A 26,965-nucleotide genomic window follows, 5' to 3' on the forward strand; every position below is an offset into this window, starting at 1 on the left:
AGTGAGAGATGATGAAATTAGATCCATGGTGGAAAAAATCCTGGATCAGATGTTAAATACTTCCGCAGCCCCTGAGCCTAAGCGTTCTGAGGTGATACAGACCACTGCGGAAGCACTGAAAAAGAAAGAGATACCGGCTGATTCCGGGGAATGTCTGGAGGATATTACAAAAACAGACCTGCGCCGCCAGCTTCTTGTAAAAGACCCTGTTGATGCAGAGGGGTATCTGGATATGAAAGCAAGGACACCTGCCAGGCTGGGGATCGGGAAGGCAGGGGCCAGATACCGGACAGCCACCATGCTGCGGGTGCGCGCAGACCATGCGGCGGCCCAGGATGCGGTGTTCAGCGATGTATCTGAAGAGTTTATTAAAAAATGCGGTTTTGTCTTTGTAAAAACCCTTTGCAAGGACAAAGATGAATATTTGACACGGCCTGATCTTGGGAGACGCTTTCCCGCAGATGAACTTGAGGTGATCCGAAAGACCTGCGGCAGCCATCCAAAAGTCCTTGTGATCGTGGGGGACGGCCTTTCCTCCTCCGCCATTGAGGCCAATGTGGAGGATATGATCCCTGCTATCCGCCAGGGCCTTCAGATGCATCAGATCACCCTTCCCCCTGTCCTTTTTATCAAATATGCCAGAGTGGGGGCCATGGATGCGGTGGGAGAAGTGACGGATGCGGATGTGATCTGTATGCTGGTGGGAGAACGGCCGGGCCTTGTGACCGCGGAATCCATGTCTGCCTATATTGCATATAAACCTAAGCATGGCCTTGCGGAGGCAAAACGTACCGTGATCAGCAATATCCACAAGGGCGGCACCACGGCCGTTGAGGCAGGCGCCCATGCGGCTGAACTGATCGTGAAGATGCTGGAGAAAAAGGCATCGGGAATAGATCTGAAATAAGCTGGAAATATTGGAGGAAATTATGAAACATGATGAACTGCGTCCCGCGATTCTGGGAATCCGTATGATTTCCAATGTCAGCGAGGATCTGGCAAAAGCACTGGAGCTGGGCCCCAGACATAAAAGCCTGGGGATCGTGACAGCAGATACAGACGATGTGCTCTACACGGCCCTTGATGAAGCTACGAAAGACGCAGACGTGGAGGTGGTCTATGCAAGATCCATGTATGCAGGCGCTGCCAATGCGTCCACGAAGCTGGCAGGTGAGGTCATCGGCATCATTGGAGGGCCAAGCCCTGCGGAAATCCGCAGCGGACTGAATTCCATCAGGAATTTTATGGAATATGGTCCCTGTTTTGTCAGCGCTAATGAGGATGACTCTATTGTTTATTACGCACACACGGTATCACGTACGGGTTCTTATCTGTCAAAGACAGCAGGTATCCCCGAGGGGGAGGCACTGGCCTATCTGATCGCACCGCCTTTGGAGGCGGTTTATGGATTGGATGCTGCGATGAAGGCAGCGGATGTGACCATGGTAGCTTTTTACGGCCCTCCGTCTGAGACCAATTTTGGCGGCGGTCTTCTCACCGGAAGCCAGTCCGCATGCAAGGCGGCCTGCTCTGCGTTCGCCCAGGCAGTGCAGACAGTGGCAGACGGGCCAAAAGATTTTGAATAAGGGAAAAGGAGAGTGAACCAATGGAATTAAAGGATAAAGACTTAGTTTCCGTCCAGGAGACAAGAAATCTGCTTCTGGAAGCGGAAAAAGCACAGCGGGAATTGGCACGTATGGACCAGGACCAGATTGACCGTATTGTAAAAGCGATCAGCGACGCCGGAGCTGCCCATGCAGAAGAACTTGCAAAAGCTGCCCAGCAGGAGACCGGTTTTGGAAAATGGCAGGATAAGGTGATCAAGAATATGTTTGCCGCCAGAGTGGTCTACGATGCCGTAAAGAAGGAAAAGACAGTGGGGATCCTCCATGAGGACAAGGAGCGAAAGGTGTGGGATATCGGCACGCCGGTGGGGGTGATAGCCGGGATCGTTCCCTCCACAAACCCTACCTCAACGGTTATTTACAAAGCAATGATAGCCTTAAAGGGCGGCAATGCCATTGTATTTTCTCCCCATCCGGGAGCTAAAAAATGTATCCTGGAAACAGTGCGGATCATCTCCCGGGCCGCATGTGAGGCTGGCTGCCCAAAAGGGGCAATATCAGCCATCAGTGTGCCTACTATGGAGGCCACACAGGCACTGATGAAGAATGACCGCACAGCTCTGATCCTGGCAACCGGCGGCGGAGCCATGGTTAAATCCGCCTATTCATCAGGAACACCTGCCATCGGCGTGGGCGCAGGCAACGGCCCGGCATTTATTGACAAGAGCGCAGATGTAAGAAGAGCAGTAAAACAGATCCTGGACTCCAAGACCTTTGATAACGGTACCATCTGTGCCTCTGAGCAGTCCATTATTGTGGAGCGCTGCATGGAGGAAAAAGTAGTGGAGGAGCTGAAATCCCAGGGCGCCTTTGTGCTGACCCAGGAACAGTCCAGGCAGCTTGGAAAGTTCATTCTGCGGGCCGGCGGCACCATGAATCCTATGATCGTGGGAAAAACATGTGCTCAGATCGCAGAGTACGCGGGCCTCTGCGGCGTTCCGTCCTCAGCCAGAGTACTGGTGGGAAGAGAGACGAAAGTGGGAGCAGATGCACCCTATTCCAGGGAGAAACTGGCTCCCATCCTGGGACTTTTTGTGGAAGAAAATACTGACAGGGTGCTGGAGAGAAGCATTGAGATCCTTCATATGGAAGGTGCGGGACACACCTTTTCCATGCACGCAGAGGATGAAGCGCTGGTGAGAAAATTTGCACTGCAGATCCCCGCATCCCGTTTCCTGGTCAATACACCGGGAGCGCTGGGCGGTATCGGAGCAACCACAGGTCTATTCCCGGCCCTGACACTGGGCTGCGGCGCAGTGGGAGGAAGTTCCTCCTCCAACAACATCGGGCCTCTTGATCTGATCAACATCAAACGTGTGGCATTTGGTACAAAAGAACTGGAAGAGATCCGCAGGGAAAGCGAGAGCACGCAGGATACTTCACGGATATCCGGCGGCAGCCAGGTAAGCCAGGAACTGATCAATGCCATTGTGGACAAAATTGTAAAAGAATTCGTCTGAATGAATTTAGATAAATGTAGAATACTAACAGAGAAAGTATCGTATCCTGCCAGGCGTTTTCCTAGGGGTACAAAATAGTTAAAGTGTTGAAAATTGGAGAATATTTGGAGGTAAATCATTATGGCAAATACAAACGCATTAGGTATGATTGAAACAAAAGGACTTGTGGGAGCCATTGAGGCAGCAGATGCCATGGTTAAAGCTGCCAATGTGGCGTTAGTGGGAAAGGAAAGCATTGGTGCCGGATTAGTCACCGTTATGGTGCGCGGAGATGTGGGCGCGGTCAAGGCAGCCACCGATGCAGGGGCGTCAGCAGCAGAGCGTGTGGGAGAACTGGTGTCCGTACACGTGATTCCCCGTCCTCACACAGAAGTGGATGTGATCCTGCCTCATCAGCTTGAAAAGAGCACAGGAACTTCCTTTACAGAAGAGGCCTGAGGTAACGGTTCAGCTTGATGAACTGATACGGTCTGAGAAAAAAACGTCCGGCTATTAGGAGCAGAAAAATGGAAGAACAGGAAAAAATCCGCCGGATCGTGGCGGAGGCGGTCAGGGAAACCCTGGATAAAAAACCGGAAAAACCCGAACACATGACCCATTTAAGAGGAGACCAACTGGTATATAAGGACCATCCAAGAATTGCCTTCCGGGGAGCTATTGACTCCCTGGAGGCAGAGATCATCATTTTACAGACTATCACGGAAAAGCAGGATCTGCACACGCTCACGGAGGATCTGGAGGAGATTATCAAAACTATCCGCTGGCTTCTGCGGTGCGAGGTATCCGGGGAGCCTGTGGGTGAGATCACCATGCAGGGGCTGGACACAGACGCCATGCGGGCCCACTCCCATCATCCAAGCCAGTATTATGGTATGAAGCATTTCCTTCCCACCTACTGTCATAATGAAATTGTGGCATATTTAAACAAGCTGAGAACAAAGGCCAGAGAGACGGAACTCATTGCATACCGTGCCTTTAAAACAGATACCGGCGATGTGGAGCGGGAAGATATCATACGCGTTTTAAACCGGCTGTCCTCTTTGTTCTGGATCATGATGTTCAAGTATTTGACTGGAAAATATGGAGGAGCGTATGAACGTTGAGGTAGAGGCAGTAGTTGAGGCAGTTGTCAGGGAGCTGAAAGATAAGATGATGGTGGAGGTGGAGGCCTCCGGCAGACATGTGCACTTGTCACGGGAAGATGTGGAGCGGTTATTCGGCAAAGGATACAGGCTTACAAAAGTCAGGGATCTATCCCAGCCAGGTCAGTATGTCTGCAAGGAGAGGGTATCCCTTACAGGACCGAAAGGAACGATTCACGGTGTGGTTATCCTGGGGCCTGAGAGAGGGGAGACCCAGGCGGAGGTGTCCATGACAGATACCCTTGCCCTGGGGATCCGTCCGCCTGTAAGACTGAGCGGAGATATAGCGGGAACACCGGGAATTACCATCTCAAACGGGGACAGGCAGATTGTCACGGATAAAGGAGTGATCATAGCTAAGCGTCATATGCATATCACACCTGAGGATGCCCGGAGACTGCATGTAAAAGACAAAGAAGCCCTGAAGATCAAAGTTTACGGAAGCCGTCCGGTTATTTTTGAGGATACCATTGCCAGGGTCAGCAGTGAGTTTCAGACCTATGTTCATATTGACTATGACGAGGCAAATGCCTGTGGGTTTGAAAAAGGCACCTTTTGCCGTATCATCCGGTAATTGCCGCGTCTTTCAGGGGTGTAAAGGAGGATGTGCTTATGGATACATGGAAGACAAAAGGAACGGACCGTTTGATCGAGGATGTCATAGAGGAAGTAAAGGCCCGCCTTGGTAAGATACAGGAGGAGTCCTGTGGGGCTTCCCACACCGGAAAAGTCCTGGTACTTGGGAAACTGGATCAGGCAGAAGAAAATATGCTGCGGTCCTTTGCCAATATCTGTACTTCCCCGGAAATAGGAGAATGGGATTTTATTGTGGCTGCACAGGTCTCCGCCGGCCTGCTGGCCTTTACTGCACTGGGAATACCCGGGCAGCCGGAAGCAAAATGGATCCTTGAAGCCCTGCTTGGCGGGAAGAAAGTCTATTTTCTGGAAAAAGGTCTGGAATACCGGAAATACAGGGAGACTTCCTACAAGGCTTTATATCAGAAATACCAGGAATATGAGGAAGAGATCAGACGTTTTGGCGGTGAGATCGTAACCGGTATACAGGAGGCGGCAGAACTTGAAATGCGGGTACAAAAAAATGCCTGCATAATAGCAGAAAATGACAGTGCGCCCTTTGATCTGACAAGGCTTAAACTGCTGGGAGAAGCAGACCTTGGGAGACTGCGCGGGACCGGATACCGGACGGTTTTGATCGGAAGAAAGACTATTATAACACCCCTGGCCAAAGACTATATTTCCAATCATAATCTGACAGTCAGAAGACAGCAGTGAGGTACACGAATGGAAATCGGAACAGTAATCGGAAGTGTATGGGCCACCAAAAAAGACGAGGCGATCAGCGGACAGAAGCTGCTGGTGATTGATGTGATGAAACGGTACAGGCAGGAAAAAGAGTCCCTGCTGGTTGCCGCAGACGTGATCGGCGCCGGTGTGGGAGATATGGTCCTGATCTGCCGGGGAAATTCCGCAAGGATGGTTGTGGGAAACGGAAAAACACCGGTGGATGCAGCCATTGTGGGAATTATAGATACTCTGGATATACATGAGGAGGTATGACGTTGAGCATCAATGAGATAATTATATACATTATGGTAATATTTGCGGCTCTGGGAGCATTGGACAGGATATTCGGCAGCCGTTTTGGATTGGGAGAGAAGTTTGAGGAAGGAATCATGGCAATTGGTGCACTGTCTGTCTCCATGGTGGGGATCATCGCTTTGGCACCTGTCATCGCCAATCTTTTGAAGCCTGTGATCGTGCCGGTATTCGGCCTTTTGGGCGCTGACCCGGCTATGTTTGCCGGTTCTATTCTGGCAAATGACATGGGCGGCGCACCTCTGGCACAGGCGTTGGCTCTGAATGAAGATGCCGGTAATTTCGGCGGTCTGATCGTTGGCGCTATGCTGGGGCCTACCATTGTGTTTACCATTCCAGTAGCCCTTGGGATCATCAGGGAGGAGGACCGGAAATACCTGGCAACAGGTGTACTTGCAGGTGTCATTACCATTCCGATCGGTTCGTTTGTTGGCGGTCTGGTGGCAGGATATTCCATTGTTATGGTGCTTAAGAATCTGATTCCTATCATTATTTTTGCCGTTTTGATCGCTCTTGGGCTGTGGAAGTTTGAAAATGCCATGGTAAAGGGCTTCACGTATTTCGGTAAGTTTGTGGTGGCAGTGATCACTTTGGGTCTCGGGGTGGGTATCATAGAACAGCTCACAGGAATTGTGCTGATCCCCGGTATGAATCCTATCAGTGAGGGATTTGAGGTGGTGGCAGATATTGCCATTGTACTGGCAGGCGCATTTCCTCTGGTGTATGTGATCACGAAAGTGTTTAAAAAGCCGCTCATGGGTCTGGGAAAAGTGCTGGGTATGAATGAGATGGCAGCAGCAGGACTGGTTGCAAGCCTTGCGAACAGCATTCCTATGTTTGGTATGATGAAAGACATGGATGACAGGGGAAAGGTGCTGAATGTGGCCTTTGCGGTTTCAGCGGCTTTTGTGTTTGGAGACCATCTTGGTTTTACTGCAGGATTTAATCAGGATATGATCTTTCCTATGATCGTGGGAAAACTGGTGGGTGGGATTACAGCGGTAATCGCTGCTTTGGTTTTGGTACGGAGCAAAGGGGCGGCAAAAGAAGTGTAGGCGTCGATGTGGTGTGCATAGAGAAGTGTGAAGGTAGGGTGTAGGTAATGGAGATTAGCAGAGAAGTGATCGAACAGATGATAGCACAGGTGCTGGAGGAGAAGATTGGGAGTTTGGGCAGTCCGAAAAATGATGTGCATCGGCAGGAGATAGCCGGTGTCATTAAGATGGAAGTACCAAAGATCCATGTGACGGAAACAGACAGGCTGGATACCGGAAATAGGAATGATAAGGTATATACCCATGATCTGTTTTCTCTTGCTGAGAGTCCCAGGCTTGGTTGCGGTATTATGGAGATGGAGAGAACTACATTTGACTGGACTTTGGATTATGATGAGATTGATTATGTGATTGATGGGGAGCTTACCATCGTTAAGGACAGGATGCAGGTGACGGCTGGGCCGGGAGAGATTATTTTGATCCCGAAAGGGTCCCGGATACAGTTTTCGGTTCCTGAGAGAGCGCGGTTTATTTATGTGACGTATCCTGCGGATTGGAATAAGTAGATAGGTAACGGAAGCGGATGGGAGAGGCCATGGGATGCCATTGGTCCTCTCCCATCTGCTTCCTGTTTTTCGCAGACCGCAGAGGCATTTAGGGCAATGTGTGGGGAGGCATTATGCCCGTAAAAAGCCTTCTATGATTTTTTCTTCTGCCTGTTCCTCTGTAAGACCCAGGGTACGGAGTTTGATAATCTGTTCCCCGGCGATTTTTCCAATGGCAGCCTCATGGATCAAAACAGCGTCAATACTGCCAGCGTATAACTCCGGGGAGGCATTTACCGTGCCCTGGTCAGCCAGGATAGCGTCACATTCAGAATGTCCGCTGCAGCGGCAGTTTCCCATTATGCGGGAATGATACGTCTGCCGGGAGCTGCCTTTTGCCACAGAGCGGGAGATTAGATCAACGGCGGAGTCTTCTCCGTCCATGGAGACAGTAAAGTCCGTCTCTGCAGTCTCATCTTTTTCTGTTAAGATACTTTCATGAATGATCAGTTTTGCCCTTGCCGCCAGTCTGGCTGTTGTTTTTCTCACCGTATTGTCCACACCTTTAAGCTGTACGGTGTCCATCTCCAATACGGAGCCTTCCGACAGAAACGCATTCGTAACGGGATCGATTCGTTTTTCTCCGGTTCCTGATCCTGTGCCGATATGCTTTTCCTTGTACAAAACATGTGCACCCTTTTCCAGAAAAAAACGGTGGATACCGTTATGTCTTGCCATATCGCCGCTGTCCGTATGGACACCACATCCGGCAATGATTGTCACATCGGCTCCTGCTCCCACATAAAAATCATTATACACAAGGTCATCGATAGCACCGTGAGTTACGCAGGCAGGGATGTAAACCACTTCCTTCTGCGCATGGGGGCTTATATGGATGACCAGGCCGGGTGCATCCTTCTTAGTGTCAATGCGGATATTAGGTGTAGACTGCCTGCCGACACACTGGCCGTCTTCCCGGATGTTAAAAGCACCCTTAAAACCATCGGCATAATCCGAGATGATCCGTAATAGTTTTTCTGCAATTTTGTTCATCATGCATCCTCCTGACATATTTTCCCACGGGGCGGTCTTTCATTCTAACATATGAAACTTCCTTTACGTTTTATTCAGATCCATATACTTTAGCGGTAGACCGTATGAATTTATTTTTGCTGTCTGATCATACCTTTGTTTTTGGCGAGATTGACAATGGTATCAGTCCTCCTTTATAATCAGTATAATAAACTGGCAGGCAGTGACATTTTACATCTGCCGGACAGCTTTTATGAACCAAATCTGTGATTTTCGTCTTCTTTGGAAGTTATGAACTGCTGCTGCATACAAGCAGTTTCAGGACAGGGAACAGGCAAATGATTCTGGAAGAGACTTATGACAAGCCGGAAAGGAAGAAATATGGAAGGATTTATGACACCTCCGAAACATGTAAATTTTAATGCGAAAAAATTATTCGGGAAAATGGGCGAAATACAGGACGGTTCTATCGCCTACCTGGAAAACGGAGGCGGAGGCCCCACTAAGAACCATGTGCACATGCATGACCACCTCTTTATTGTAGTACAGGGGGAGGCAAAGGTATTTCTGGACAAAGAGGAGAAGATTATTAGAGAAAATGAATCTTTTCTTGTAAAAGGAACCATTCCCCACTCCATCTGGAACAACAGCCAGTCTACGACTATTATGATCGGGTTATCACTTCATAATAAAGATAACGGAGAGGATAGCTTAGATGAATGAAAAGTTTTCTTCTCTTCCCCAAGAGAAACAGCAGGCCGTCATAAATGCCGCAATGGAGGTATTTGGGAAAAATGAATATAAAAAGGCATCCACGGATCTGATCGCGGCAAAGGCGGGAATCTCAAAAGGGTTATTATTTTACTATTTTCGCAACAAGAAAGAATTATATCTGTACATATACAATTGCCTGATAGAAACCATGCAGGAACAGATCGTTGATGAAAGATTTAGATCCATAACAGATTTCTTTGAACTCTTACGGTATGCAAGCACTTATAAAGTGAAAATGTTGGATAAGTATCCTTTTATACTGGATTTTGCTCTGCGCGCCTTCTATTCTGAAAAGGAAGATGTATCAGATGAACTTAAAAATGTAAATACAATGCAAGAGGACGTATTGTTTCAGATATGTTTTGGTCATATAGATACTTATAAATTTAAAGAGGATATTGAACCATTTAAGGTTTATAAAATGCTGCGCTGGATGGGGGACGGCTATATACATGATATTCAGATGTCAGGTGCAGAATTTTGCCTGGATGAAATGCTGAGGCAGTTTGAGGAGTGGATGGAACTGTTTCAAAAACTTGTGTATAAAGAGGAATACCGGAAAAAATGAGCATTGGGTGAAAAGCGGGCACCGATTTTATCTGATAGTATAACCATATCGTAACTATTTGGCAGGTCAGCACATGAACAGTTACGTCATATCAAATAAGGAGGTGCGCACAATGCACGCATGGGAAGCTATACAAAAGACTTTAGATCACATGGAAGCACATATCAAGGAGGATATCAACGCGGAGACCCTGTCTGACATAGCAGGACTGTCCCCCTTCTATTTTCAGAGGCTCTTTAAACGTCTGGTAAATAAAACGGTCCAGGAATATATCAAACTGCGTCGTCTGGCATTAGTGACAGAGGAATTGGATAAGGATGATATGAGAATTCTGGATATTGCCTTGGAATACGGATTTTCCAGCCATGCAAATTTCACCAGAGCATTTAAAACTGCCTATGGGTTAACACCGGAAGAATACAGAGATACACGTCCGCTTTTGAATACCTTCACAAAGCCTGAGATATCTATGGTCTATACCATGATTGATGAAGGGGTTCCGCTGCTTGCGGGTAATATGGTTTTGGAGATCAATAGAAGAACATTGGACCATCCGGAGGTGTATCTTGGATTTGAGGCAAAGGTGAAAATAGAGGGACAGATTCCGGCAGGTGAAAGCACAGGAGTGGATATACCCGGCCAGTTATGGAAGAGATACCACAAAGAAAAGGAAGCGTTTGCGGATCATCTGAACCCGGAAGTTGAATTGGGAATGTCATACATGCAGGACACACAGAAAGGGGAATTCACCTATTTTGCAGGAGGTCTTGCAGACAGAGCGGGCATGCCGGAAGCGCTGGCGAAACAAGAACTGCCCGCAGGGGAATACCTTGTCTGCAGTATTGAGGCGGAAAGTTTTGAAGTGCTTGTGACAACAGCGCTGGATCAAGCGGGAAAATACCTTTTCGGCACTTGGCTGCCCCACCATAAACTGGCAACAAAGCCTTTCTCTGCTGAAAAATATTATAAAAATATGGACGATATCCATTATATGGAAATCTGGGTTATCCCTGCTGAGACAGAATAACGCACTCTAACGGCAGACGGGATGCATGTGCAGATCGCAGGGGAATACTTCACCCTGCGATCCGGGTTGCTTTCACCGTCTGCTGTAATTATATTAATTCTGACAGACAAATACAGTATAGGAAAGGAACAGATAGATTGAAAGAAAAAATAAAACAGTTGATACTTAAAAACGGTGCCGATGTATGCGGCGTTGCCAATATAGACCGGTTTGACCAGGCCCCGGAGGGTTTTTCACCCCTTGACATTTACCCTCAGTGCAAGGCAGTGATCACCTTTGGAATCGCACTGCCAAAAGGACTTACCTTTGTGGAACCCCGGCTGGTATACGGACATTATAACGGATTCAGCTGTACAGAGGCTGACCGGATCTCCCTTCAGACCGCAAAGAGGATGGAAAAAGAATTCGGCTGTTTCGCTGTACCGCTGCCCAGTGACAGCCCATACGAATACTGGGACAGTGATGCGTCCTGCGGCCGGGGGTTGATTTCCATGAAGCATGCGGCTGTATTGTCGGGAATTGGCGCATTGGGTAAAAACTCAATGCTTTTAAATCCCCGTTTTGGAAATTTACTGACGATCGGTGCACTTCTTACTGATCTGGATCTGCCGTCAGATACTCTTTGTGAGAATATCTGTATAGACGGCTGTACAAAATGTGTCAGCGCCTGCCCTGTTCAAGCGATTGAAAACGGAAGCGTGGATCAAAAGCTGTGCCGCACAAATACATACGGTAAAACGGCCAGGGGATTTGAGACGGTGGACTGTAATACATGCAGGGCGGTATGCCCAATGAGATACGGTAAAACCAAATAACACCGGCCGCCATTTTAGTTCTCACGTATCCTGTGTAAGTTTATCAAATGCCTGGTTAATGGGCAGCAGCCCTTTAAAAAACAAATCCGGTTCTGTCCCGCTCATGACACGGAATCCCATGAATACATAACTTCCGTAAGGTGAGTAGGCTTCAATGCAGCGTTTCACTTCCGCTTCGATCACGGTATCCGGTGCATCTTCTCTTCCGGCTGGGCCGTTGGAATCATATCCTCCAATTACCGCGATCTGTTTTCCGTATTTCTGTAAAATACCGGCAATATCATTTACGGGCTGCGCTGAGGACCAGGCTACAGCGCCCTCGTCTATGAAATCGGGGATCAAGGGTTCACAGTGGCCGCAGGTATGCATGATAGGCAGCATACCGTAAGCCTTTACCGCGTCATTAAGCCTTTTGTGAGAAGGTTTTATGAGGTCACGGTAAGTCTGCGGGCTTAAAAACAGACTCTGCTGAGTAGCCACGTCATCATAGCTGGTAAAAAAGTCAGGCTTAAAATAATGAGCCACCCGTTCTGCCAGCCGTATCTTGTAATCCGTAATAGCCTCGATCAGGCCGCGGCAGGCTTCCGGCTCCTCCGCAAAGGCGCAAAGGCCATCCATAAATCCCATCAAATGTGTCACCCTTAAAAATTGGGCGTTCCAGGCACCATATTCTATAACCTGCCGGTTCCGGTCCGCACCTGCTAACTGCAATTTGGCCTGACCGTCCCAATCATAGGCATCCAGATCCGGAAACTTCACCACATCCTCCCAGGCAGTGATGTCCTCCAGGACAACATGTCCCGGTGCAGGTACAGCTTGTCCGCCGGCAGACTGGGATGCCTCCCAAATAACGCCGAAACCATCAGGGCCGCCTCCGAAAGGCCCGTTTTCAAAGGTTTCCAAAGCTCCTCCGGTCATTACGACCAAACCGCTCATAGCACTTGGCAGATGCTGCGGTTTTTCATGTTCCACCACAGCCGCCATATAATCTTCTTTTGTAAACATAAAAATCCTCCTTTCAAAACTACATTTTGTAGTCAATCCGTGTCTTTTGAACTATAATAACATTTATAATATCAGGAAAAACAGACTTGGATTGTTGAAATACAAAGTACAGTAAGGCTGCGATTTGTACCCCAAAGGAGGAGCAGATGGATTTAAAATATTTGCAGTATCAATTATCGTATTATGGAATGAAAAAAAGTAAGCTGCAGTACCGGAAAAAACAGGAATTTGACAAGTTTGGCTTTTATGAGAATGGCACCTTAGCAGACAACCGGATACTGTATGTGATCGATGCGGAGGAACTGAAGCAGTATACAGGGAATTTAAAAGGATGCGTGGTTTTAGTTACAGGTGGCTGCAGATGGACGGAAGAGTATGCCTGCAGTGCCCTTATTTTGGAGGATGCACACAAGAACAGGGTATGTAATCTTTTAGCTGAAATCTTCCTGTCATACGAAAAGTGGAAGTTTGCGGTGAGTAACGCGGAACTTTTGCTGCCGGATACCATACTGGATGTGACGAGCCCCATACTTCACACTGCAATGACGGTCATAAACAATAGTTATAATTACCTTGCACGTAATGAAATGTATCGGGCTGTGATGCAGCAGGATTCGTTTACGGACGAGGATATTGATAATCTGGTGTGGGACGAAGCATTTTATCTTTGCCAGAACAGAACGGATGTATATGAGTACCAAATGAAGACGGATGGAATGCGGATGCTCTGTTATAACATTCTTTATGAAAAGAAATACTATGCCAGATTTATAGCCACGCGATCAGAGACGGAATATTTTGATGTTTTCATGAAATATTTTACAGTGACGGCAGAGGCGCTTCAGATCCATTTTAATGAACAGGGGATTGCCAGCCGTACAGGTGTGAAAAGCTGGGATTTTTGTGAACAGATACAGGATATACTGAAAGGGCATCCCCCTGCGCACAGGTATGTGATCGGGCAATATAAATGGAATGAGTCACATACATATCAGGTGATCTTGTTTCAGTTTGCGGAAAAATATCCGGTGAGTACAGGCAAAGAATATCTGAGACAAAAAATAGAGACCTTGCTTCAAGACAGTTGTGTCATCATTCAGGATACAGACTATATCTGCGTCCGTAATTTATCACTGAGCAAAGAGACAGACCTGCACGGGGAGCTGGCATTATTTTTGCGGGAAAATATTGCAAAGGCAGGGATCAGCAATACGTTTACCGGATTTCATAATTGGGAGGTATATGAAAAACAGGCATATGATGCCATGGAGATTGGAAGGGAGACAGATACACATTTTTGGTATTATTATTTTCAGGATTATGCCTTTGCGATCATGCTGAGAGAATGCACGGGGAGATATCCCGCAAAAGAATTGATATCTCCTGCACTTATCATGTTGAGAAACTATGACCATACCCATAGGACCAGCCTTTATAGCACATTGAAAGTTTATCTGGAACAAAACTGCAGTGCAACTCACACAGCAAAAATTCTATATATCCAGCGGTCATCGGTTTTAAAGAGAATGGAAAAGATAAAACAGATCACCGGTATCCGTCCAGACTCTTGTGAAGAGAAAGTTTATATTATGGTCTCTTATTATATTTTGGAACAGGCAGAAAAACTGCAGAAGCAGTGATCACATACAAGCCAGGTTTTTGCCTCCTCCATATCCGTACAGAAGTAAAGCTGGCCATCTCCTAATATTGTTTTTTTACGAAAGGTCTTCTGCAGTCTGTGCAGACTTCTTTTGTCTGTGGTTATGGCGAGCTTTACGATTTTATGTTTCATTCTTTCGATATGTTCCACAATCTGCAGGGTCAATTCCTTTGTCAGGCGGGTTTCGTAAAGGTCGATCAAGACGCGGCGTTTTTGGGGAGAATTTAAAATAAAATGTTCCTCATCCTTTATCATGGAAAGCAGAGCCTGTGAATCTTCAAAATAGCTTCCATAATGTATACCGTGAAAATAACCGCCTTTATAGTAATAGGGACTTAGGGCCCCGCTGGGAGATTTTGTTATCATCTTTTTACCTTTCTATTAAATCCGGCAGTGCTTTCTGCATACGGATATGCCGGCACCACTGAATGGTTTTCTGCATAATGCAGATTCCGTAATAAAGAGTGGACAGCTTATAATAAAAACACTCTTTATGTTCCATTCCGTCAAACTTTTTTTCCAAATCTTTTAATTTGCTCAGATAGTTCTTGTTGTTGATCTCATATTCCAATAACTTTTGTTCTCGAATTTCCGGTTCCAGATTGTCAAAGAAATAGACTTTAGCCAGGTGGGTATTTGTACCTTCAAATATATCCATAGGTGAAGATAGCCAGTCGAAAAATTCTTCTCTGCCTTTCTCAGTCATGTGATAAAATATTTTCTGTCTGCCGCCCTGCGGCTTTTCAGAAGTTGTCAAATATCCCTTTTGGGTTAACCTTTTTAAGGCAGGATACAGGCTCCCAAAACTAGCCTTATAAAAAACGCCAATACCGTTTTCTATCAATTTTTTAATATCGTAACCGGTTAGATCACGCTCCAGCAGCATACCAAGTGCAATGGATTCCAGCATTATTCTCCTCCTTATATATCTTATAGATATATAATAGCGCTATATAATGGATTTGTAAAGGAGAAACTGCATGGAATCCGTTTTTATCGGTATATATGTCTTTGGAAACCAAACGTGCATCCGTTGACTTTCAGGTTTTGGGGTAATATAATGCTGTTTATAGACTGATTTTCAGACTAAAGCATACAAAGAGAGGTGCAGCTTAGATGGAAGTGCAATTGGTGACGGACATACAGAAGTATTCCATACACGATGGGGAAGGAATACGCACCACTATATTTTTTAAGGGATGTCCGCTTTCCTGTATCTGGTGCCATAATCCGGAGACACAGGAGTATGGGCAGCAGTTCATGTGGAATCAGGAAAAATGTGCGGGGTGCGGGGAATGTGCTGCAGCTTGTCCAAGCGGAGCTGTTTCCATGGATGGACACAGGCCGGTGACAGATGAAAATAAGTGTGGAATCTGCCATACATGTGAAGAATACTGTCTGCAAAATGCCAGAGAATTCGCAGGCAGAGAATATACAGTGGAGGAACTGGCTGCGGAAGCAGTAAAAGACCAGCCCTTTTATGAACAGTCTCACGGCGGAGTTACTCTCTCAGGCGGAGAGGTATTGGCCAGGGACATGGATTTTGTGGAGCGGCTGATGCTTGAGCTGACTAAGCGGGGGATTCGGGTAAACGTAGATACCTGCGGATACATACCATGGAAGAATATAGAGCGGATAATTCCTTATACGGATACCTTTTTATATGATATAAAGCTCATGGATTCCCGGCTGCATCAGGAAATGACCGGAGTAGGGAATGAAGAGATCCTGGAAAACCTCATAAGGCTTTCCAAAAGTAAAGCAGCCATTTGGATCCGTATTCCCGTTGTGGGCGGTGTAAATGATACGGATAGGAATATGGAGGAAACACTGGAGTTCCTCAGTTCCCACGCCATTTCACCAAAATGGATTCACCTGCTGCCTTACCATAATACAGGGAGCGGAAAGTATCCAAGACTGGGGCAAAAATACCAGGGCAGGGATCTTACCACCCCCAAGGGATCACGTATGCAGGAGCTGCTGGATATGTGTCTGGCGCGGGGATATCAGGCAGGAATAGGAGGTTAATATAGATGGAACAGGGAATGAACGAAAGGATCCGAAGGCTTCGCCGGGAGAGCCTGGAGACAGAAGCACATATTGATATGGAACGTGCAAAAATAGAGACAGAGGTGTACCGCAGATACGAGGGCACCGTATCCGTGCCGGAACTTCGGGCATTGGTTTTAAAACACTATTTTGCCGAAAAGACACTGTACATAGGAGAAGGTGAATTGTTGGTGGGAGAGAAGGGAAACGGGCCGCAGGCAGCCCCTACGTTTCCGGAGCTTTGCTGCCATACTGTGCAGGACCTTCATGTGATGAATGACAGGGAGCTGATCAGCTTCAAGGTGCGGGAGGAGGATTATACGTTTCAGGAAAAGGAGATGATCCCTTTTTGGGAAAGACGTTCCATCCGGCACCGGATCCTGGAAAAAATGACACCGGAATGGAAGAAAGCATATAAATGTGGAATCTTCACGGAATTTATGGAACAGAGAGGCCCGGGTCATACTGTGGGCTCTGAGAATATATACAAGAGAGGGCTTCTGGATTATAAAGAGAAAATCCAAGAGGCAAGGAAGAATCTGGATTACAGCCGGGACCCGGAAGCCCTGGACAAAGAAAATGAGCTTCATGCTATGGAAATTGCCTGTGACGCAGTAATACTTCTGGGCAAGCGGTATCATGACTATGCGCTGGAGCTGGCGGAAAAAGAGGAGGATAGTGTCCGCAGAGAGGAGCTTTTGCAGATTGCCCAAAACTGCAGCGTTGTTCCGGCGCACAGACCGGAGACATACTGGCAGGCCCTTCAGATGTATTGGTTTGTTCATCTGGCTGTGACAAGTGAGCTGAACCCCTGGGATGCATACAGCCCCGGCCGGCTTGACCAGCACTTGATCCCCTTCTACAGAAAGGATGTTAAAGAGGGGGTTCTGAACCGGGAACGTGCAAAAGAGCTGTTGGAATGCCTGTGGGTGAAATTCAACAATCAGCCTGCGCCGCCAAAAGTGGGGATTACATTGAAAGAAAGCGGTACTTACACAGATTTTGCCAATATCAATACCGGCGGGGTGACACCAGAGGGACAAGACGGTGTCAATGAAGTGAGCTATCTGATCCTGGAATGTATGGATGAAATGAAATTACTGCAGCCCAGTTCAAATGTGCAGATCAGTAAAAAGACGCCTCAGGAGTTTTTATTAAAAGCATGTGAGATTTCCAGAAAGGGATGGGGACAGCCGGCCTTTTATAATACAGAGAGTATAATCCAGGAACTCCTAAACGCGGGAAAATCCATTGCAGATGCCAGAAAAGGCGGTACCAGCGGGTGTGTGGAGACAGGTGCTTTTGGAAATGAAGCATATATCCTGACCGGTTATTTCAATCTGCCTAAAATACTGGAAATTACCCTTTGCAATGGATATGATCCTGTTGCAGGGGAAATGCTTGGCCTGCCCCTTGGCAAAGCGGAGGAATTTCAATCCTATGAGGAACTTTTCGAGGCTTATAAAACGCAGATTCTGTATTTCCTGGATATTAAGATGCGGGGCAATCATGTGATTGAAGGGATTTATGCCCGCTATATGCCTGTGCCATTCCTCTCTGTGATCACGAATGACTGCATTGCGGCGGGAAAAGATTATAATGCCGGAGGGGCTAGATACAACACCAATTATCTGCAGGGAGTAGGGATTGGGACCATCACCGACAGCCTTGCAGCCATAAAATATAATGTATTTGACAAGAAAAAGTTCACCATGTCGGAATTGATGCAGGCACTGAGAGACAATTATGAGGGGCATGGCCGAATCCGGAATCTTGTCAGCAATAAAACACCTAAGTACGGCAATGATGATGATTATGCGGACGATATTATGAAAGACGTGTTTCAGTTCTACTATGAAAGTGTGACCGGGCGGCCCAATATGAAAGGCGGAAAATACCGCATCAATATGCTGCCGACCACCTGTCATGTTTATTTCGGGGAAGTCATGATGGCAAGTCCCAATGGCCGCATGGCGCATAAACCCGTATCCGAAGGAATTTCCCCGGAAAAGGGCGCGGATGTGCAAGGTCCTACCGCAGTAGTGAAATCCTGTTCCAAGATGGATCACTTAAACACAGGAGGCACTTTGCTGAACCAGAAATTCACACCTCAGGTGGTGTCCGGTGATAACGGACTGATGCAGATGGCAAATCTGGTACGGACTTATTTTAATCTGGATGGACATCACATACAGTTTAATGTGATCGACCGCAGGACCCTTCTGGAGGCGCAGGCTCATCCGGATGAATATAAGGATCTGATCGTGCGTGTAGCAGGATACAGTGACCATTTCCGGAATCTGAGCAAAGCACTGCAGGACGAGATCATTGACAGAACAGAACAGTCATTTGGCTGATTTTTTCCGGTTCCCAAAGGCCGGGCAAAGATTTACCCTTTGTCCGGCCTGCTCCGGGACATTGGACTGTGAACAGTAATCATTATTTACCTGCAAACATAAAACTTTTATAAAGTCATTGCATTTACGGGATAGAAAGAATATAATGAACCTACATTTCTGAAATAGCAAATTTAATTTTCAACGGCGTGTCAGCCGAAATTTCAGCTTAAAAGCATGTGGAAAACAGATAAAAAGTACAATTGAAATGCAAATTGATATATTGTATAATATAAGAAAAACAGTGCGTATCTTTGACTATATTATATGGTACCTGCATGGAGTCTGTCTGTTTTCCCGAGGAGGACAGATGAAAAAACAAAGAATACCTGAAGTATCATGGAATGCAAAGGATGGGGAAATATATGAGCGCCTGTCTGATAATGAAGTGTTTGCAGACTTGTTTAATGGCGTTGTCTTTCAAGGGGAAGAGATAATAAAACCTGAGTATTTGGAAGAGATGAACGAGAAAAAACAACTAATGATTCCGGGGAGAGACGGTCAGCCTGTGGTGATCAAAAAACTGCGTGACGTGCAAAAAAAATGTGGATTGGATGGGAGCCTTCTGGGTATCATGCTTGCAGCAGAGGGGCAGCGAACGGTCCATTATGGAATGCCGGTGAGACATATGCTTTATGATGCGGTTGATTACACAAAACAAATGCTGGACCTGGAGAAAAAGCACAGAAGAGACAGGGATTTGTCTTCCAGTGCAGAATTCCTTTCCGGGATGCGAAGGGATGACAGGCTCCGTCCGGTCATCACCCTGGCATTGTTTTATGGAGAAGACCAGTTATGGGATGGCCCTATGTGTCTTCACGATATGTTGGAATTGCCAAAGGCACTGGAACCGTGGAAAACATATATACCCAATTATCCGCTGAATTTGGTATACAGCGGTAATGTCTGTCCTGAAAATTTTCGGACAGGTCTGCGGGAAGTGTTCGAGCTGCTGCGGGTAGCAAAGGACAAAGATTCTATGGAGGCATTTCTCAGGGAGAACCAGGAGCGTTACAGAAATCTGGACTGGAAGAAAGGTGAGTTGATCGGAGATTTTTTGGATGTTCCGCTGATAAAAGATAATGCGGATGCCATTAGGACAGAGGAGGGAGGGATGAATATGTGCACAGCATTTCAGCAAATGCGCAGGGAAGGTGAAGTGGAAGGCGAACAGAGAGGTAGAAAAATAGGGGAAGAAAAACTATCCAGGCTTGTGCAGAGTCTTTTCCATGACAACAGGATTGAAGATTTACAGAAGGCTTCTCTGGATGCAGGATATAGAGAGGTCCTGTACAAAGAATATGGGCTGGACCATGAAGAGCTTCCGGATTAGAAAAACATAAAGTATACAAATATTCCTTCATGCGTTATGATATAAAGACGAAGAATAAATGAGAAAAGGAATATGAAGTAATAATGAAGAGGGATTTGACAACAGGAAATATTATTAAGACTATGCTGATATTTGCAGGCCCTATGATCATCGGAAATCTTCTGCAGCAATTTTATAACATAGCGGATACACTGATCGTAGGCAGATTTGTAGGGGCTGATGCCATGGCTTCTGTGGGAGCGGCTTATACGCTGATGACTTTTTTGACTTCCATACTAATTGGATTATGTATGGGCAGCGGCTCACTGGTATCCTTTTATTTCGGAAAACAGGACAAGGTAAAGATGGAGGTATGTGTACAGGGGTCATTTCTGCTGATAGGCGTTGTCACAGTAGTTATTAATGTGCTGGTGTTTGTATTCATTGATCAAATTTTGAGGATACTGCAGATACCAACAGAAATATTAGCCATGTCTCACGAGTATGTGATCATAATTTTTGCCGGTATATTTTTCGTGTTTCTCTATAATTATTATGCTTATCTTCTGAGGTCTATCGGTAATTCTGTCATTCCGCTTGTTTTTTTGGGAACAACCTCGGTTTTGAATGTTGTCCTTGATATCATATTTGTGGTGACCTTTCAATGGGGGATCGGAGGTGCAGCACAGGCGACTGTAATATCACAGGCCATATCCGGGATTGGTATTTCCATATATGTGTGGGTGAAGGAACCGGCGTTCAGGATACGGCTGTTTGGAAAACATCGTGTCTCTCTGACAAGGGAGTCCATGAAGGAGATTACAAGATTTTCATTCGCGGCATCTATCCAGCAGTCGGTAATGAATCTGGGTATACTGATGATACAGGGGCTGGTAAACAGTTTCGGCGTTGCAGTTATGGCTGCCTTTACAGCGGCAGTCAAGATAGATTCTTTTGCCTATATGCCTGCACAGGAATTTGGGAATGCGTTTTCCCTGTTCATATCCCAGAATCACGGCGCCGGGAAAGAAGACAGGATCCGGAAAGGTACCAGGCAGGCTTTTGCAGTTTCCGCAGTGTTCTGCGCAGTGATCTCCGTACTTGTGTTTCTTCTTGCAAAGGAGCTTATGCTGTTATTTGTCTCACCGTCTGATACGGAGATCATAAGTATCGGAATGGGTTACCTGCGGATCGAGGGCACATTTTACATAGGAATTGGGATTTTATTTTTGTTTTATGGATATTACAGAGGAATCAATCTGCCTGAAATGTCGTTGGTCTTAACTATCATATCCCTGGGGACCAGGGTGATTCTTGCTTATATTTTAGCCCCGGTAGAGGCCATAGGGGTTGCCGGGATCTGGTGGGCCATACCGATTGGCTGGTTCTTGGCAGATATTACCGGAATTATTTATATGCGTCACAGAGAACAGAAAAAGCATTTGCGCATATGATTGAGATTTCAGTATTATTTCGCGGAATTTTTTGTGCAATGATACTGCAATAGGCGTACACTAAAACGGGTATATCAAAACAGCCACACCTATTTGTTATCAAATGGTGTGGCTGTTTTATCAGCCCTCGATTCGCTTAAAGCTAACACTTCCTTTTGCCTTTTCCCCCGTCACAGTGATTTTATATGTACCGCTTTCTTCAATAGGGACCTGAAAGGAATTGGATGTCAGGATTTTTTCCGCTGCATATACAGGTGTCTCATGATCTTTTTGGATCTTGATCCACAGTCTGCCGGAATCACATATGATCTCCGCATCTATCACATCTCCTTTTTCCAGTTCCAGCAGTTGTGAATCCGTTGTATTGAAGATTCGGTAGCTCATAATGAGCTGATTTTCGTTTCCGGTCCTGCTGCCGTCAAAAAGTGTTCCTGTGCAGGAAGTCAGAAGTATTGTACATAATATAGAACAAAATATAAAACAAAACAGTTGAAAATACCTTCTCAATCTTTACACCTCCCATTTATTAAATGTACGCTGATCTTCTAAAGAATAATAGGATATAAAGCTAAAGTATTTCTAAAGGATGTATAGTTAAAATTGAATATTTATTAAAATAAACAAAAATACTGCCTTTGTGAGAAAAAATATGGTTTATGCAATAATTTAGTGGACATAAAAAATTATATAATGTTATAATTGAGATGAAAAAATGAATTAAAATACATCGTGTATTCAGGAAAAGGGGTGTAATTGAATATGGCAGAATATGAAAATAATATGTTGAAAAATAATGATTTTATTTGCCGCTATAAATCTGATGACTTTGCTTATTGGAATTGCAATTACATCTACAAAGAGGCCGTTCTTTCAAAGGAGCAGGCATTGCTACTGACCTATCTTCAGAAAATAAGATGGCTGCCCGTATATCGTCTTATTGTATTGTATGAGACAAGTCATATCCATGTACAGGTATATAAAAATATGTTTTATGTATGCAGTGGAACGGAGACAGAGAAGGAAGTAAAGGAGTCGGAAGAGAACTTAAACTATCTGTATCAGCTTGGATTGCTAAAAGCGGACTTCTCGTCAAAAAAGCGGTTGTACATGTATCGTTCTCTGGAGCAGGGTGATATTTTTCGGACGTTTCTTTCAAAATACAAAGAAATCCCGGATACCCGGCCAATTGTGGAACGAGGCGCGGTCATGCTTACAGAAGAAGGGAAGACGGCCTCACTTATTGATTGGGAATAAGAAGAGAGATTACATGTTGAAAAAGAAGGAAAGCGGCTGTTTATGGCTGCTTTCCTTTTTAGCAGGAATCAGATTTTCATCTATTCTGTGAATTCATTCAAGGCTCTGCCTATGCGCATAATACCTTCCGATATTTTATCTTCCGGCATATTAGAAAAGTTTATCCTGAGAGTGTTGCATTTCTTTGTGTTTGGAAAAAAGGATGTTCCGGGAACAAATGCAACGTTGTGTTCCAGGCACTTTTCGAGCAGCCTGGTAGTGTCGATTTTTTCATCCAGCTCAATCCAGAGAAAAAGTCCTCCTTCAGGCTTTGTAAACTTAATATCCGAAGGAAAAGCGCTGCGGATGGCTTCAATAGCTGTGTCACGCCGTTTCCGGTATACCTCACGTATTTTATCAATATGGACATCAATATCGTATTTTTCCAGATAAGCGGAAATTACCATCTGAGCTATGGTATTGCACTGCAGGTCTACACCCTGTTTTACAAGAACATATTTACGGATGACTTCTTTTTCTCCGGCAATCCATCCAATCCGGTAGCCGGGGCAGAAGATCTTTGAAAAGGTCCCTGTACAGAGAACATTTCCTGCCCGGTCAAGGGACTTTACGGACGGCAGGAAATCGCCCTCATATCTAAGCTCCCCATAGGGATTGTCTTCTAAAACCGCCACATGATATCTAGCGGAAATCTCTGCAAGCTGTTGTCTGCGTTCCAGGCTCCAGGTTCTTCCTGTGGGATTCTGGAAATCAGGGATCACATAGATCAGCTTTGCTGTCGGATATTTTTCCAAAGCTTTTTCCAGTTCGGACATGATCATGCCATTTTCATCTGTAGGAATTTCTGCGAATTTACAGCTATATGCTTTAAAAGCGCTGAGGGCAGCCAGATAAGTGGGGCTTTCACACAACACCACATCCCCTTCGTCCAAGAAAACTTTTCCGGATAGGTCAAGGGCCTGCTGGGAGCCGTGGGTGATCAAAATATTTTCATCGCAGAAAGATGTGCCGAGCCGCGCATTCATCCGCCTGGCAATCCATTCCCTGAGAGGCTGATGACCTTCCGTTGTGGCGTATTGCAACGCGTGTTCCCCGTTATGGTCCAGAACATAAGTATTGACAGCCTTGATCTCCTCTATGGGGAAAAGTTCAGGGGCCGGCAGCCCTCCAGCAAAGGAAATGACTTCCGGCTGCTCTGTGAGTTTCAAAAGCTCCCTGATCTCGGAAGCGGTAACAGATGACATTCTTTTCGCATATTTGTATTCCATGAGAAAACTCCTTTACATATTTATAATATAGGGTTTATTTCATTGTCATTCCATGGTTCGTCCTCCTGATGAGCCATGAGCAGTTTTTTTATCACGTCACATAAAATTTTGATGCCATAAACAATTTTATCCTTTGGAGGAAAGGTAAAGTTTAAGCGGATATAGCTCTCCCCTTTTTGTTTTGTCAGATATGCGGGCATTCCGGGTAGAATGGCGACTCCGTTTTTGGCAGCCTGCGAAGCCAGCAGATCTGCTGACAGGCCGTCCGGGAGCCTGCACCAAAGGTAATACCCGCCGTCCGGTATAGCAAAGGACAAGCCCAAAGGAGCATACTGTTTCAGGGCATCCACCATCATATCTCTTCTTTCCCGGTACTCCCTGCGTATGAACTCCACATATTTTTCCATCTCGCCATTTACAATAAACCGTTCCACAATCTGCTGTGATATACAGCAGGAATGCAGATCTACAAGCTGCCGGATACTGGAAAAGTGATGGATCAGTTTTTTATCCGCGCAGATCCAGCCCAGGCGCAGACCGGGATAGATGGTTTTGGAAAAAGAACTGAGATATATGACATTCACGTTCTTATCCATTGTTTTCAAAGGAGCAGTGGTCTGTCCCTCAAAACTCAGTTCACTGTATGGGTCATCCTCCAGAATTGGTATGGCATATTTGCCGGCCAATTCCAGAAGCCGAATCCTCTTGGCAGTGCTCATGCATACACCGCAGGGATTATGGTATGTGGGCATGGTGTAGATTAATTTGGGGTGATACCGGATCAAAAGCTGTTCCAGTATTTTCATGTCCATACCATCGCTTTCCATGGGTACTGCCATAAGTCTGGCACCCATAGCCCGGAAGCTCTGTATTGCAGGGAAAAAGGACGGCTCTTCGATCAGCACAATATCCCCCGGATTGACAAAGGCCCGGGCTGCCAGGTCAATGCCCTCCTGTGCACCGGAAACGATCATGATCTCGGAAGGGTGGCAGAAGCAGGAGCGCTTTTGCATATAGGACGCCATGACCTTTCGCAGGGAAGAAAACCCTGCCACGGGAGAGACAAGCAGTCCTTTGGGATTGGACAGTAAGTCGTGCTCCATTCCTTTGAATGCCTGGATCGGAGGATTTTCAAAGGAGGCGATTCCGGCCGCAAAGGATATGACATCCTTTTGGTTTGCCATTTCCAGATATTTATTCACATCAAAGGTATCACGGTTCTTCAGATAATCACTGAACAGATACTCCCACATGGGTTCTTTACGGGAATCTGTTTTGCGGACTGCAGGTGCTGCCTCTTTGACAGCAATGGTTCCCCTTCCCACGTGGGAGGTGAGCAGCCCGTCGGCCTTTAATTCTTTATATGCGTTCAGCACAGTTGTGCGGTTTACACCCAGTGTATCGGCTAACTGGCGTTCCGATGGGAATTGAAAACCATCGGGAATCTCACCGGATATGATCTGAGACTGTATCTGTTCCGCAATCTGTTTGTAAAGGGGTGTCTTTATTGATTTGTCTATTTGAATTCTCATTGGCTCCTCCATTTGGTTCGGTCCAATGAATAGTATAGATGGAAATTGGCTGTATATCAACAACCAATTGCAGTTAATTTTATACAGCCAATTTTTCTGCTTACGAGTTGGAAGTTTTTAATGCTGTATAGGAGATTTGGTGAGAGAAGTGGAAGAGAGGGTGTCTGCAGCAAAAATTTGTTTTAGGTGCCGGTAAGTTTCATCGCTGATGTGGTGCTCCATTTCACAGGCATCATGGGAGGCTGACGCATCTGATACACCGAGGGATTTCAGAAAATCGCAGATGGTTTTGTATTTTTCCAGGAGTTTTAAAGCCTCTTTTTGACCGTTTGCGGTCAGCCGGATTTCATGACCGGTTACGGTAATATATTCCATCTCCTTCAAAACAGTGACCGCTCTTGTTACGCTTGGTTTGGTATAGCCAAGTGCAGCGGCAATATCAATATTTCTCACAAACCCTTTTTCGTGCTGGATGATATAAATTGTTTTCAGATAATGGTCAATAGAGACTGTTTTACACATATTCTTACCTCAATTCACAGTTTCCGGGAGTGCCCAGTAGATCGTGGCGTCAATCTGCAGTTTTTGTTTGATTTCCGTTTTGATACAGGAGAAATTCCGGGATAAATGGTCTGTTTCCTTCTCCGGGGGAGAGGTAAGCTGAATGAAGACCAGTTTATTTTCGGGGCCGTAATCGTGGAGCGAGATTTCTTTTACTGATTTGGCAGGAAAGTATGCGGTCACAATCCTCATGATCTCCTCTTTGGTAGCCGGGTCAGCGCCTTCCCCCAAAAGCAGGACCATATTTTCACTAAAAGAAGTAAATCCTGATTTTAGGATCACAATACATACAAGGATACCTAAAATACCGTCCGCAGAAATCTGTACATAAGGAACCGCAAGGATTCCGATAAAGGTAACTGCAGTGACAAGTGCATCAGAAAGATTATCTTCCCAAACAGCCTTCAGGGTGGGGGAGGAAACCTTTTGATTCAGGTGTCTCACATACCATGCCATACAGATCTTGCCCAGGATACTGATGCATAAAACCGCCAGCGTGAGACCGGTTACGGTCACATGCCTGGGGTTTAACAGCTGCTTACAGGCGTCAATTCCTACGGAAATACCGGTAAACAGAATCAAAATAGAAATAACGAAACCGCAGATATATTCCATCCGTCCATGTCCATAGGGGTGTTTCGTGTCTTTATCCCTTGCTGCCAGTGAGAAACCCAGAAGCGTTAGAAGAGAGGACGCACAGTCTGTAAGGTTATTCAGGGCATCAGCAGTGATCGCAACGCTGCCGCTTAAGAGTCCGGCAATCCCTTTTATTATGACTAATATTAAATTTCCCAGCAATCCGGCGATTCCGGATTGTTTTCCCACAACATCGCGGCTTACTGTACAAGATTTTTCTTTCATTGGTTTTCCTCCT

29 protein-coding genes are annotated in these 26,965 nt (G+C 45.9%); 20 read left to right on the top strand and 9 right to left on the bottom strand.

Going from position 1 to position 26,965, the window contains the following annotated elements; genetic code table 11:
• The first annotated feature begins 1 nt into the window (after position 1).
• The 10 genes from eutC (at position 2) to CI595_RS08955 (ending at position 7,405) form a co-directional block, all read left to right on the top strand.
• Positions 2-907, top strand: a complete 906-nt coding sequence (gene eutC / locus CI595_RS08910; RefSeq protein WP_095172901.1) for an ethanolamine ammonia-lyase subunit EutC — start codon at positions 2-4, stop codon at positions 905-907.
• A 22-nt stretch (positions 908-929) separates the two neighbouring features.
• Entirely contained in the window at positions 930-1,586 is a 657-nt protein-coding gene (gene eutL / locus CI595_RS08915; RefSeq protein ID WP_095172902.1) for an ethanolamine utilization microcompartment protein EutL, read from the top strand.
• Positions 1,587-1,606: 20 nt separating this feature from the next.
• Positions 1,607-3,085, top strand: a complete 1,479-nt coding sequence (locus CI595_RS08920) for an acetaldehyde dehydrogenase (acetylating) (protein WP_095172903.1) — start codon at positions 1,607-1,609, stop codon at positions 3,083-3,085.
• A 120-nt stretch (positions 3,086-3,205) separates the two neighbouring features.
• Positions 3,206-3,523, top strand: coding sequence for a BMC domain-containing protein (locus tag CI595_RS08925; protein WP_095172904.1), 318 nt, complete (start codon positions 3,206-3,208; stop codon positions 3,521-3,523).
• Between the two features lie 68 nt (positions 3,524-3,591).
• Positions 3,592-4,188 carry a cobalamin adenosyltransferase family protein gene (locus CI595_RS08930; RefSeq protein WP_095172905.1) on the top strand — a complete coding sequence of 199 codons (597 nt, stop codon included), beginning with the start codon at positions 3,592-3,594 and terminating at the stop codon, positions 4,186-4,188.
• A complete protein-coding gene (gene eutD / locus CI595_RS08935; protein WP_065541607.1) occupies positions 4,178-4,801 on the top strand; it encodes an ethanolamine utilization phosphate acetyltransferase EutD in 624 nt (207 codons plus the stop codon). Before CI595_RS08930 ends, eutD begins: the two co-directional genes overlap by 11 nt.
• Before the next feature lie 38 nt (positions 4,802-4,839).
• On the top strand, positions 4,840-5,520 hold the full coding sequence (locus CI595_RS08940; RefSeq protein ID WP_095172906.1) for a hypothetical protein: 681 nt from the start codon (positions 4,840-4,842) through the stop codon (positions 5,518-5,520).
• Positions 5,521-5,529: 9 nt separating this feature from the next.
• The gene (locus CI595_RS08945; protein WP_065541609.1) at positions 5,530-5,805 is read left to right on the top strand and encodes a EutN/CcmL family microcompartment protein; all 276 of its coding nucleotides are present in this window, start codon (positions 5,530-5,532) and stop codon (positions 5,803-5,805) included.
• 2 nt (positions 5,806-5,807) lie between these two features.
• Positions 5,808-6,899 (top strand): ethanolamine utilization protein EutH, encoded by a 1,092-nt coding sequence (gene eutH / locus CI595_RS08950; protein WP_095172907.1) that lies wholly within the window; start codon positions 5,808-5,810, stop codon positions 6,897-6,899.
• 47 nt (positions 6,900-6,946) lie between these two features.
• Entirely contained in the window at positions 6,947-7,405 is a 459-nt protein-coding gene (locus CI595_RS08955; protein WP_095172908.1) for a EutQ-related cupin domain-containing protein, read from the top strand.
• 111 nt (positions 7,406-7,516) lie between these two features.
• Here CI595_RS08955 and CI595_RS08960 read toward each other — a convergent pair whose 3' ends face one another.
• Complete coding sequence (locus tag CI595_RS08960) at positions 7,517-8,440, bottom strand: SufB/SufD family protein (RefSeq protein WP_330397260.1); 924 nt, start codon at positions 8,438-8,440, stop codon at positions 7,517-7,519.
• A 333-nt stretch (positions 8,441-8,773) separates the two neighbouring features.
• Between CI595_RS08960 and CI595_RS08965 the strand changes: the two genes are divergently transcribed.
• The 4 genes from CI595_RS08965 (at position 8,774) to CI595_RS08980 (ending at position 11,600) form a co-directional block, all read left to right on the top strand.
• Complete coding sequence (locus CI595_RS08965; RefSeq protein WP_243135124.1) at positions 8,774-9,139, top strand: cupin domain-containing protein; 366 nt, start codon at positions 8,774-8,776, stop codon at positions 9,137-9,139.
• Entirely contained in the window at positions 9,132-9,758 is a 627-nt protein-coding gene (locus CI595_RS08970; RefSeq protein WP_095172910.1) for a TetR/AcrR family transcriptional regulator, read from the top strand. The genes CI595_RS08965 and CI595_RS08970 overlap by 8 nt, the downstream gene beginning before the upstream one ends.
• A gap of 112 nt (positions 9,759-9,870) precedes the next feature.
• Positions 9,871-10,785, top strand: a complete 915-nt coding sequence (locus CI595_RS08975; protein WP_095172911.1) for an AraC family transcriptional regulator — start codon at positions 9,871-9,873, stop codon at positions 10,783-10,785.
• Between the two features lie 137 nt (positions 10,786-10,922).
• Positions 10,923-11,600 (top strand): epoxyqueuosine reductase, encoded by a 678-nt coding sequence (locus CI595_RS08980; RefSeq protein WP_095172912.1) that lies wholly within the window; start codon positions 10,923-10,925, stop codon positions 11,598-11,600.
• A gap of 21 nt (positions 11,601-11,621) precedes the next feature.
• On the opposite strand, the gene CI595_RS08985 is transcribed toward CI595_RS08980, so the two are convergent.
• The gene (locus CI595_RS08985; protein ID WP_095172913.1) at positions 11,622-12,605 is read right to left on the bottom strand and encodes a uroporphyrinogen decarboxylase family protein; all 984 of its coding nucleotides are present in this window, start codon (positions 12,603-12,605) and stop codon (positions 11,622-11,624) included.
• 146 nt (positions 12,606-12,751) lie between these two features.
• Between CI595_RS08985 and CI595_RS08990 the strand changes: the two genes are divergently transcribed.
• Complete coding sequence (locus tag CI595_RS08990; RefSeq protein WP_095172914.1) at positions 12,752-14,245, top strand: PucR family transcriptional regulator; 1,494 nt, start codon at positions 12,752-12,754, stop codon at positions 14,243-14,245.
• Here the strand turns inward: CI595_RS08990 and CI595_RS08995 are convergent.
• Entirely contained in the window at positions 14,206-14,631 is a 426-nt protein-coding gene (locus CI595_RS08995; RefSeq protein ID WP_095172915.1) for an STAS/SEC14 domain-containing protein, read from the bottom strand. The genes CI595_RS08990 and CI595_RS08995 overlap by 40 nt on opposite strands.
• A gap of 4 nt (positions 14,632-14,635) precedes the next feature.
• Positions 14,636-15,175 (bottom strand): PadR family transcriptional regulator, encoded by a 540-nt coding sequence (locus tag CI595_RS09000; protein WP_095172916.1) that lies wholly within the window; start codon positions 15,173-15,175, stop codon positions 14,636-14,638.
• A 206-nt stretch (positions 15,176-15,381) separates the two neighbouring features.
• Here CI595_RS09000 and CI595_RS09005 point away from each other — a divergent pair, with 206 nt between their 5' ends.
• The 4 genes from CI595_RS09005 (at position 15,382) to CI595_RS09020 (ending at position 21,476) form a co-directional block, all read left to right on the top strand.
• Positions 15,382-16,293 (top strand): glycyl-radical enzyme activating protein, encoded by a 912-nt coding sequence (locus tag CI595_RS09005; protein ID WP_095172917.1) that lies wholly within the window; start codon positions 15,382-15,384, stop codon positions 16,291-16,293.
• 5 nt (positions 16,294-16,298) lie between these two features.
• Positions 16,299-18,671, top strand: coding sequence for a trans-4-hydroxy-L-proline dehydratase (hypD, locus tag CI595_RS09010; protein ID WP_095172918.1), 2,373 nt, complete (start codon positions 16,299-16,301; stop codon positions 18,669-18,671).
• A gap of 349 nt (positions 18,672-19,020) precedes the next feature.
• A complete protein-coding gene (locus CI595_RS09015) occupies positions 19,021-20,043 on the top strand; it encodes an RpnC/YadD family protein (protein WP_095172919.1) in 1,023 nt (340 codons plus the stop codon).
• An 83-nt stretch (positions 20,044-20,126) separates the two neighbouring features.
• A complete protein-coding gene (locus CI595_RS09020) occupies positions 20,127-21,476 on the top strand; it encodes an MATE family efflux transporter (RefSeq protein WP_095172920.1) in 1,350 nt (449 codons plus the stop codon).
• A gap of 120 nt (positions 21,477-21,596) precedes the next feature.
• Here the strand turns inward: CI595_RS09020 and CI595_RS09025 are convergent, their stop codons facing one another.
• Complete coding sequence (locus CI595_RS09025; RefSeq protein WP_243135125.1) at positions 21,597-21,983, bottom strand: hypothetical protein; 387 nt, start codon at positions 21,981-21,983, stop codon at positions 21,597-21,599.
• Between the two features lie 252 nt (positions 21,984-22,235).
• Between CI595_RS09025 and CI595_RS09030 the strand changes: the two genes are divergently transcribed.
• Positions 22,236-22,730, top strand: coding sequence for a hypothetical protein (locus tag CI595_RS09030; RefSeq protein ID WP_095172921.1), 495 nt, complete (start codon positions 22,236-22,238; stop codon positions 22,728-22,730).
• A gap of 80 nt (positions 22,731-22,810) precedes the next feature.
• Here the strand turns inward: CI595_RS09030 and CI595_RS09035 are convergent, their stop codons facing one another.
• The 4 genes from CI595_RS09035 to CI595_RS09050 all read right to left on the bottom strand — a co-directional run bounded on the left by CI595_RS09035 (position 22,811) and on the right by CI595_RS09050 (position 26,952).
• Positions 22,811-23,998 carry an aminotransferase-like domain-containing protein gene (locus CI595_RS09035; protein ID WP_095172922.1) on the bottom strand — a complete coding sequence of 396 codons (1,188 nt, stop codon included), beginning with the start codon at positions 23,996-23,998 and terminating at the stop codon, positions 22,811-22,813.
• Between the two features lie 20 nt (positions 23,999-24,018).
• Entirely contained in the window at positions 24,019-25,530 is a 1,512-nt protein-coding gene (pdxR, locus tag CI595_RS09040) for a MocR-like pyridoxine biosynthesis transcription factor PdxR (RefSeq protein WP_095172923.1), read from the bottom strand.
• A gap of 117 nt (positions 25,531-25,647) precedes the next feature.
• The gene (locus CI595_RS09045; RefSeq protein WP_095172924.1) at positions 25,648-26,052 is read right to left on the bottom strand and encodes a metal-dependent transcriptional regulator; all 405 of its coding nucleotides are present in this window, start codon (positions 26,050-26,052) and stop codon (positions 25,648-25,650) included.
• A gap of 9 nt (positions 26,053-26,061) precedes the next feature.
• On the bottom strand, positions 26,062-26,952 hold the full coding sequence (locus tag CI595_RS09050) for a cation diffusion facilitator family transporter (protein WP_095172925.1): 891 nt from the start codon (positions 26,950-26,952) through the stop codon (positions 26,062-26,064).
• Positions 26,953-26,965 lie beyond the last annotated feature (13 nt).

Origin of the sequence: Blautia hominis (assembly GCA_002270465.1) — a bacterium.
Classification (GTDB): Bacteria; Bacillota; Clostridia; order Lachnospirales; family Lachnospiraceae; genus Blautia; species Blautia hominis.

Coding starts and splice junctions, on each gene's coding strand:
- CI595_RS09020 (WP_095172920.1), top strand. CDS start 20,127: ATGAAGAGGGATTTGACAACAGGAAATATTATTAAGACTATGCTGATA.
- CI595_RS09035 (WP_095172922.1), bottom strand. CDS start 23,998: ATGGAATACAAATATGCGAAAAGAATGTCATCTGTTACCGCTTCCGAG.
- CI595_RS09050 (WP_095172925.1), bottom strand. CDS start 26,952: ATGAAAGAAAAATCTTGTACAGTAAGCCGCGATGTTGTGGGAAAACAA.
- CI595_RS09045 (WP_095172924.1), bottom strand. CDS start 26,052: ATGTGTAAAACAGTCTCTATTGACCATTATCTGAAAACAATTTATATC.
- CI595_RS09030 (WP_095172921.1), top strand. CDS start 22,236: ATGGCAGAATATGAAAATAATATGTTGAAAAATAATGATTTTATTTGC.
- hypD (WP_095172918.1), top strand. CDS start 16,299: ATGGAACAGGGAATGAACGAAAGGATCCGAAGGCTTCGCCGGGAGAGC.
- eutL (WP_095172902.1), top strand. CDS start 930: ATGAAACATGATGAACTGCGTCCCGCGATTCTGGGAATCCGTATGATT.
- CI595_RS08940 (WP_095172906.1), top strand. CDS start 4,840: ATGGATACATGGAAGACAAAAGGAACGGACCGTTTGATCGAGGATGTC.
- eutD (WP_065541607.1), top strand. CDS start 4,178: ATGAACGTTGAGGTAGAGGCAGTAGTTGAGGCAGTTGTCAGGGAGCTG.
- CI595_RS08970 (WP_095172910.1), top strand. CDS start 9,132: ATGAATGAAAAGTTTTCTTCTCTTCCCCAAGAGAAACAGCAGGCCGTC.
- CI595_RS09015 (WP_095172919.1), top strand. CDS start 19,021: ATGAAAAAACAAAGAATACCTGAAGTATCATGGAATGCAAAGGATGGG.
- CI595_RS09000 (WP_095172916.1), bottom strand. CDS start 15,175: ATGCTGGAATCCATTGCACTTGGTATGCTGCTGGAGCGTGATCTAACC.
- CI595_RS08930 (WP_095172905.1), top strand. CDS start 3,592: ATGGAAGAACAGGAAAAAATCCGCCGGATCGTGGCGGAGGCGGTCAGG.
- CI595_RS08945 (WP_065541609.1), top strand. CDS start 5,530: ATGGAAATCGGAACAGTAATCGGAAGTGTATGGGCCACCAAAAAAGAC.
- CI595_RS08925 (WP_095172904.1), top strand. CDS start 3,206: ATGGCAAATACAAACGCATTAGGTATGATTGAAACAAAAGGACTTGTG.
- CI595_RS08965 (WP_243135124.1), top strand. CDS start 8,774: ATGACAAGCCGGAAAGGAAGAAATATGGAAGGATTTATGACACCTCCG.
- CI595_RS08975 (WP_095172911.1), top strand. CDS start 9,871: ATGCACGCATGGGAAGCTATACAAAAGACTTTAGATCACATGGAAGCA.
- CI595_RS08955 (WP_095172908.1), top strand. CDS start 6,947: ATGGAGATTAGCAGAGAAGTGATCGAACAGATGATAGCACAGGTGCTG.
- CI595_RS08995 (WP_095172915.1), bottom strand. CDS start 14,631: ATGATAACAAAATCTCCCAGCGGGGCCCTAAGTCCCTATTACTATAAA.
- CI595_RS08920 (WP_095172903.1), top strand. CDS start 1,607: ATGGAATTAAAGGATAAAGACTTAGTTTCCGTCCAGGAGACAAGAAAT.
- CI595_RS09005 (WP_095172917.1), top strand. CDS start 15,382: ATGGAAGTGCAATTGGTGACGGACATACAGAAGTATTCCATACACGAT.
- CI595_RS08960 (WP_330397260.1), bottom strand. CDS start 8,440: ATGATGAACAAAATTGCAGAAAAACTATTACGGATCATCTCGGATTAT.
- CI595_RS08985 (WP_095172913.1), bottom strand. CDS start 12,605: ATGTTTACAAAAGAAGATTATATGGCGGCTGTGGTGGAACATGAAAAA.
- pdxR (WP_095172923.1), bottom strand. CDS start 25,530: ATGAGAATTCAAATAGACAAATCAATAAAGACACCCCTTTACAAACAG.
- CI595_RS08990 (WP_095172914.1), top strand. CDS start 12,752: ATGGATTTAAAATATTTGCAGTATCAATTATCGTATTATGGAATGAAA.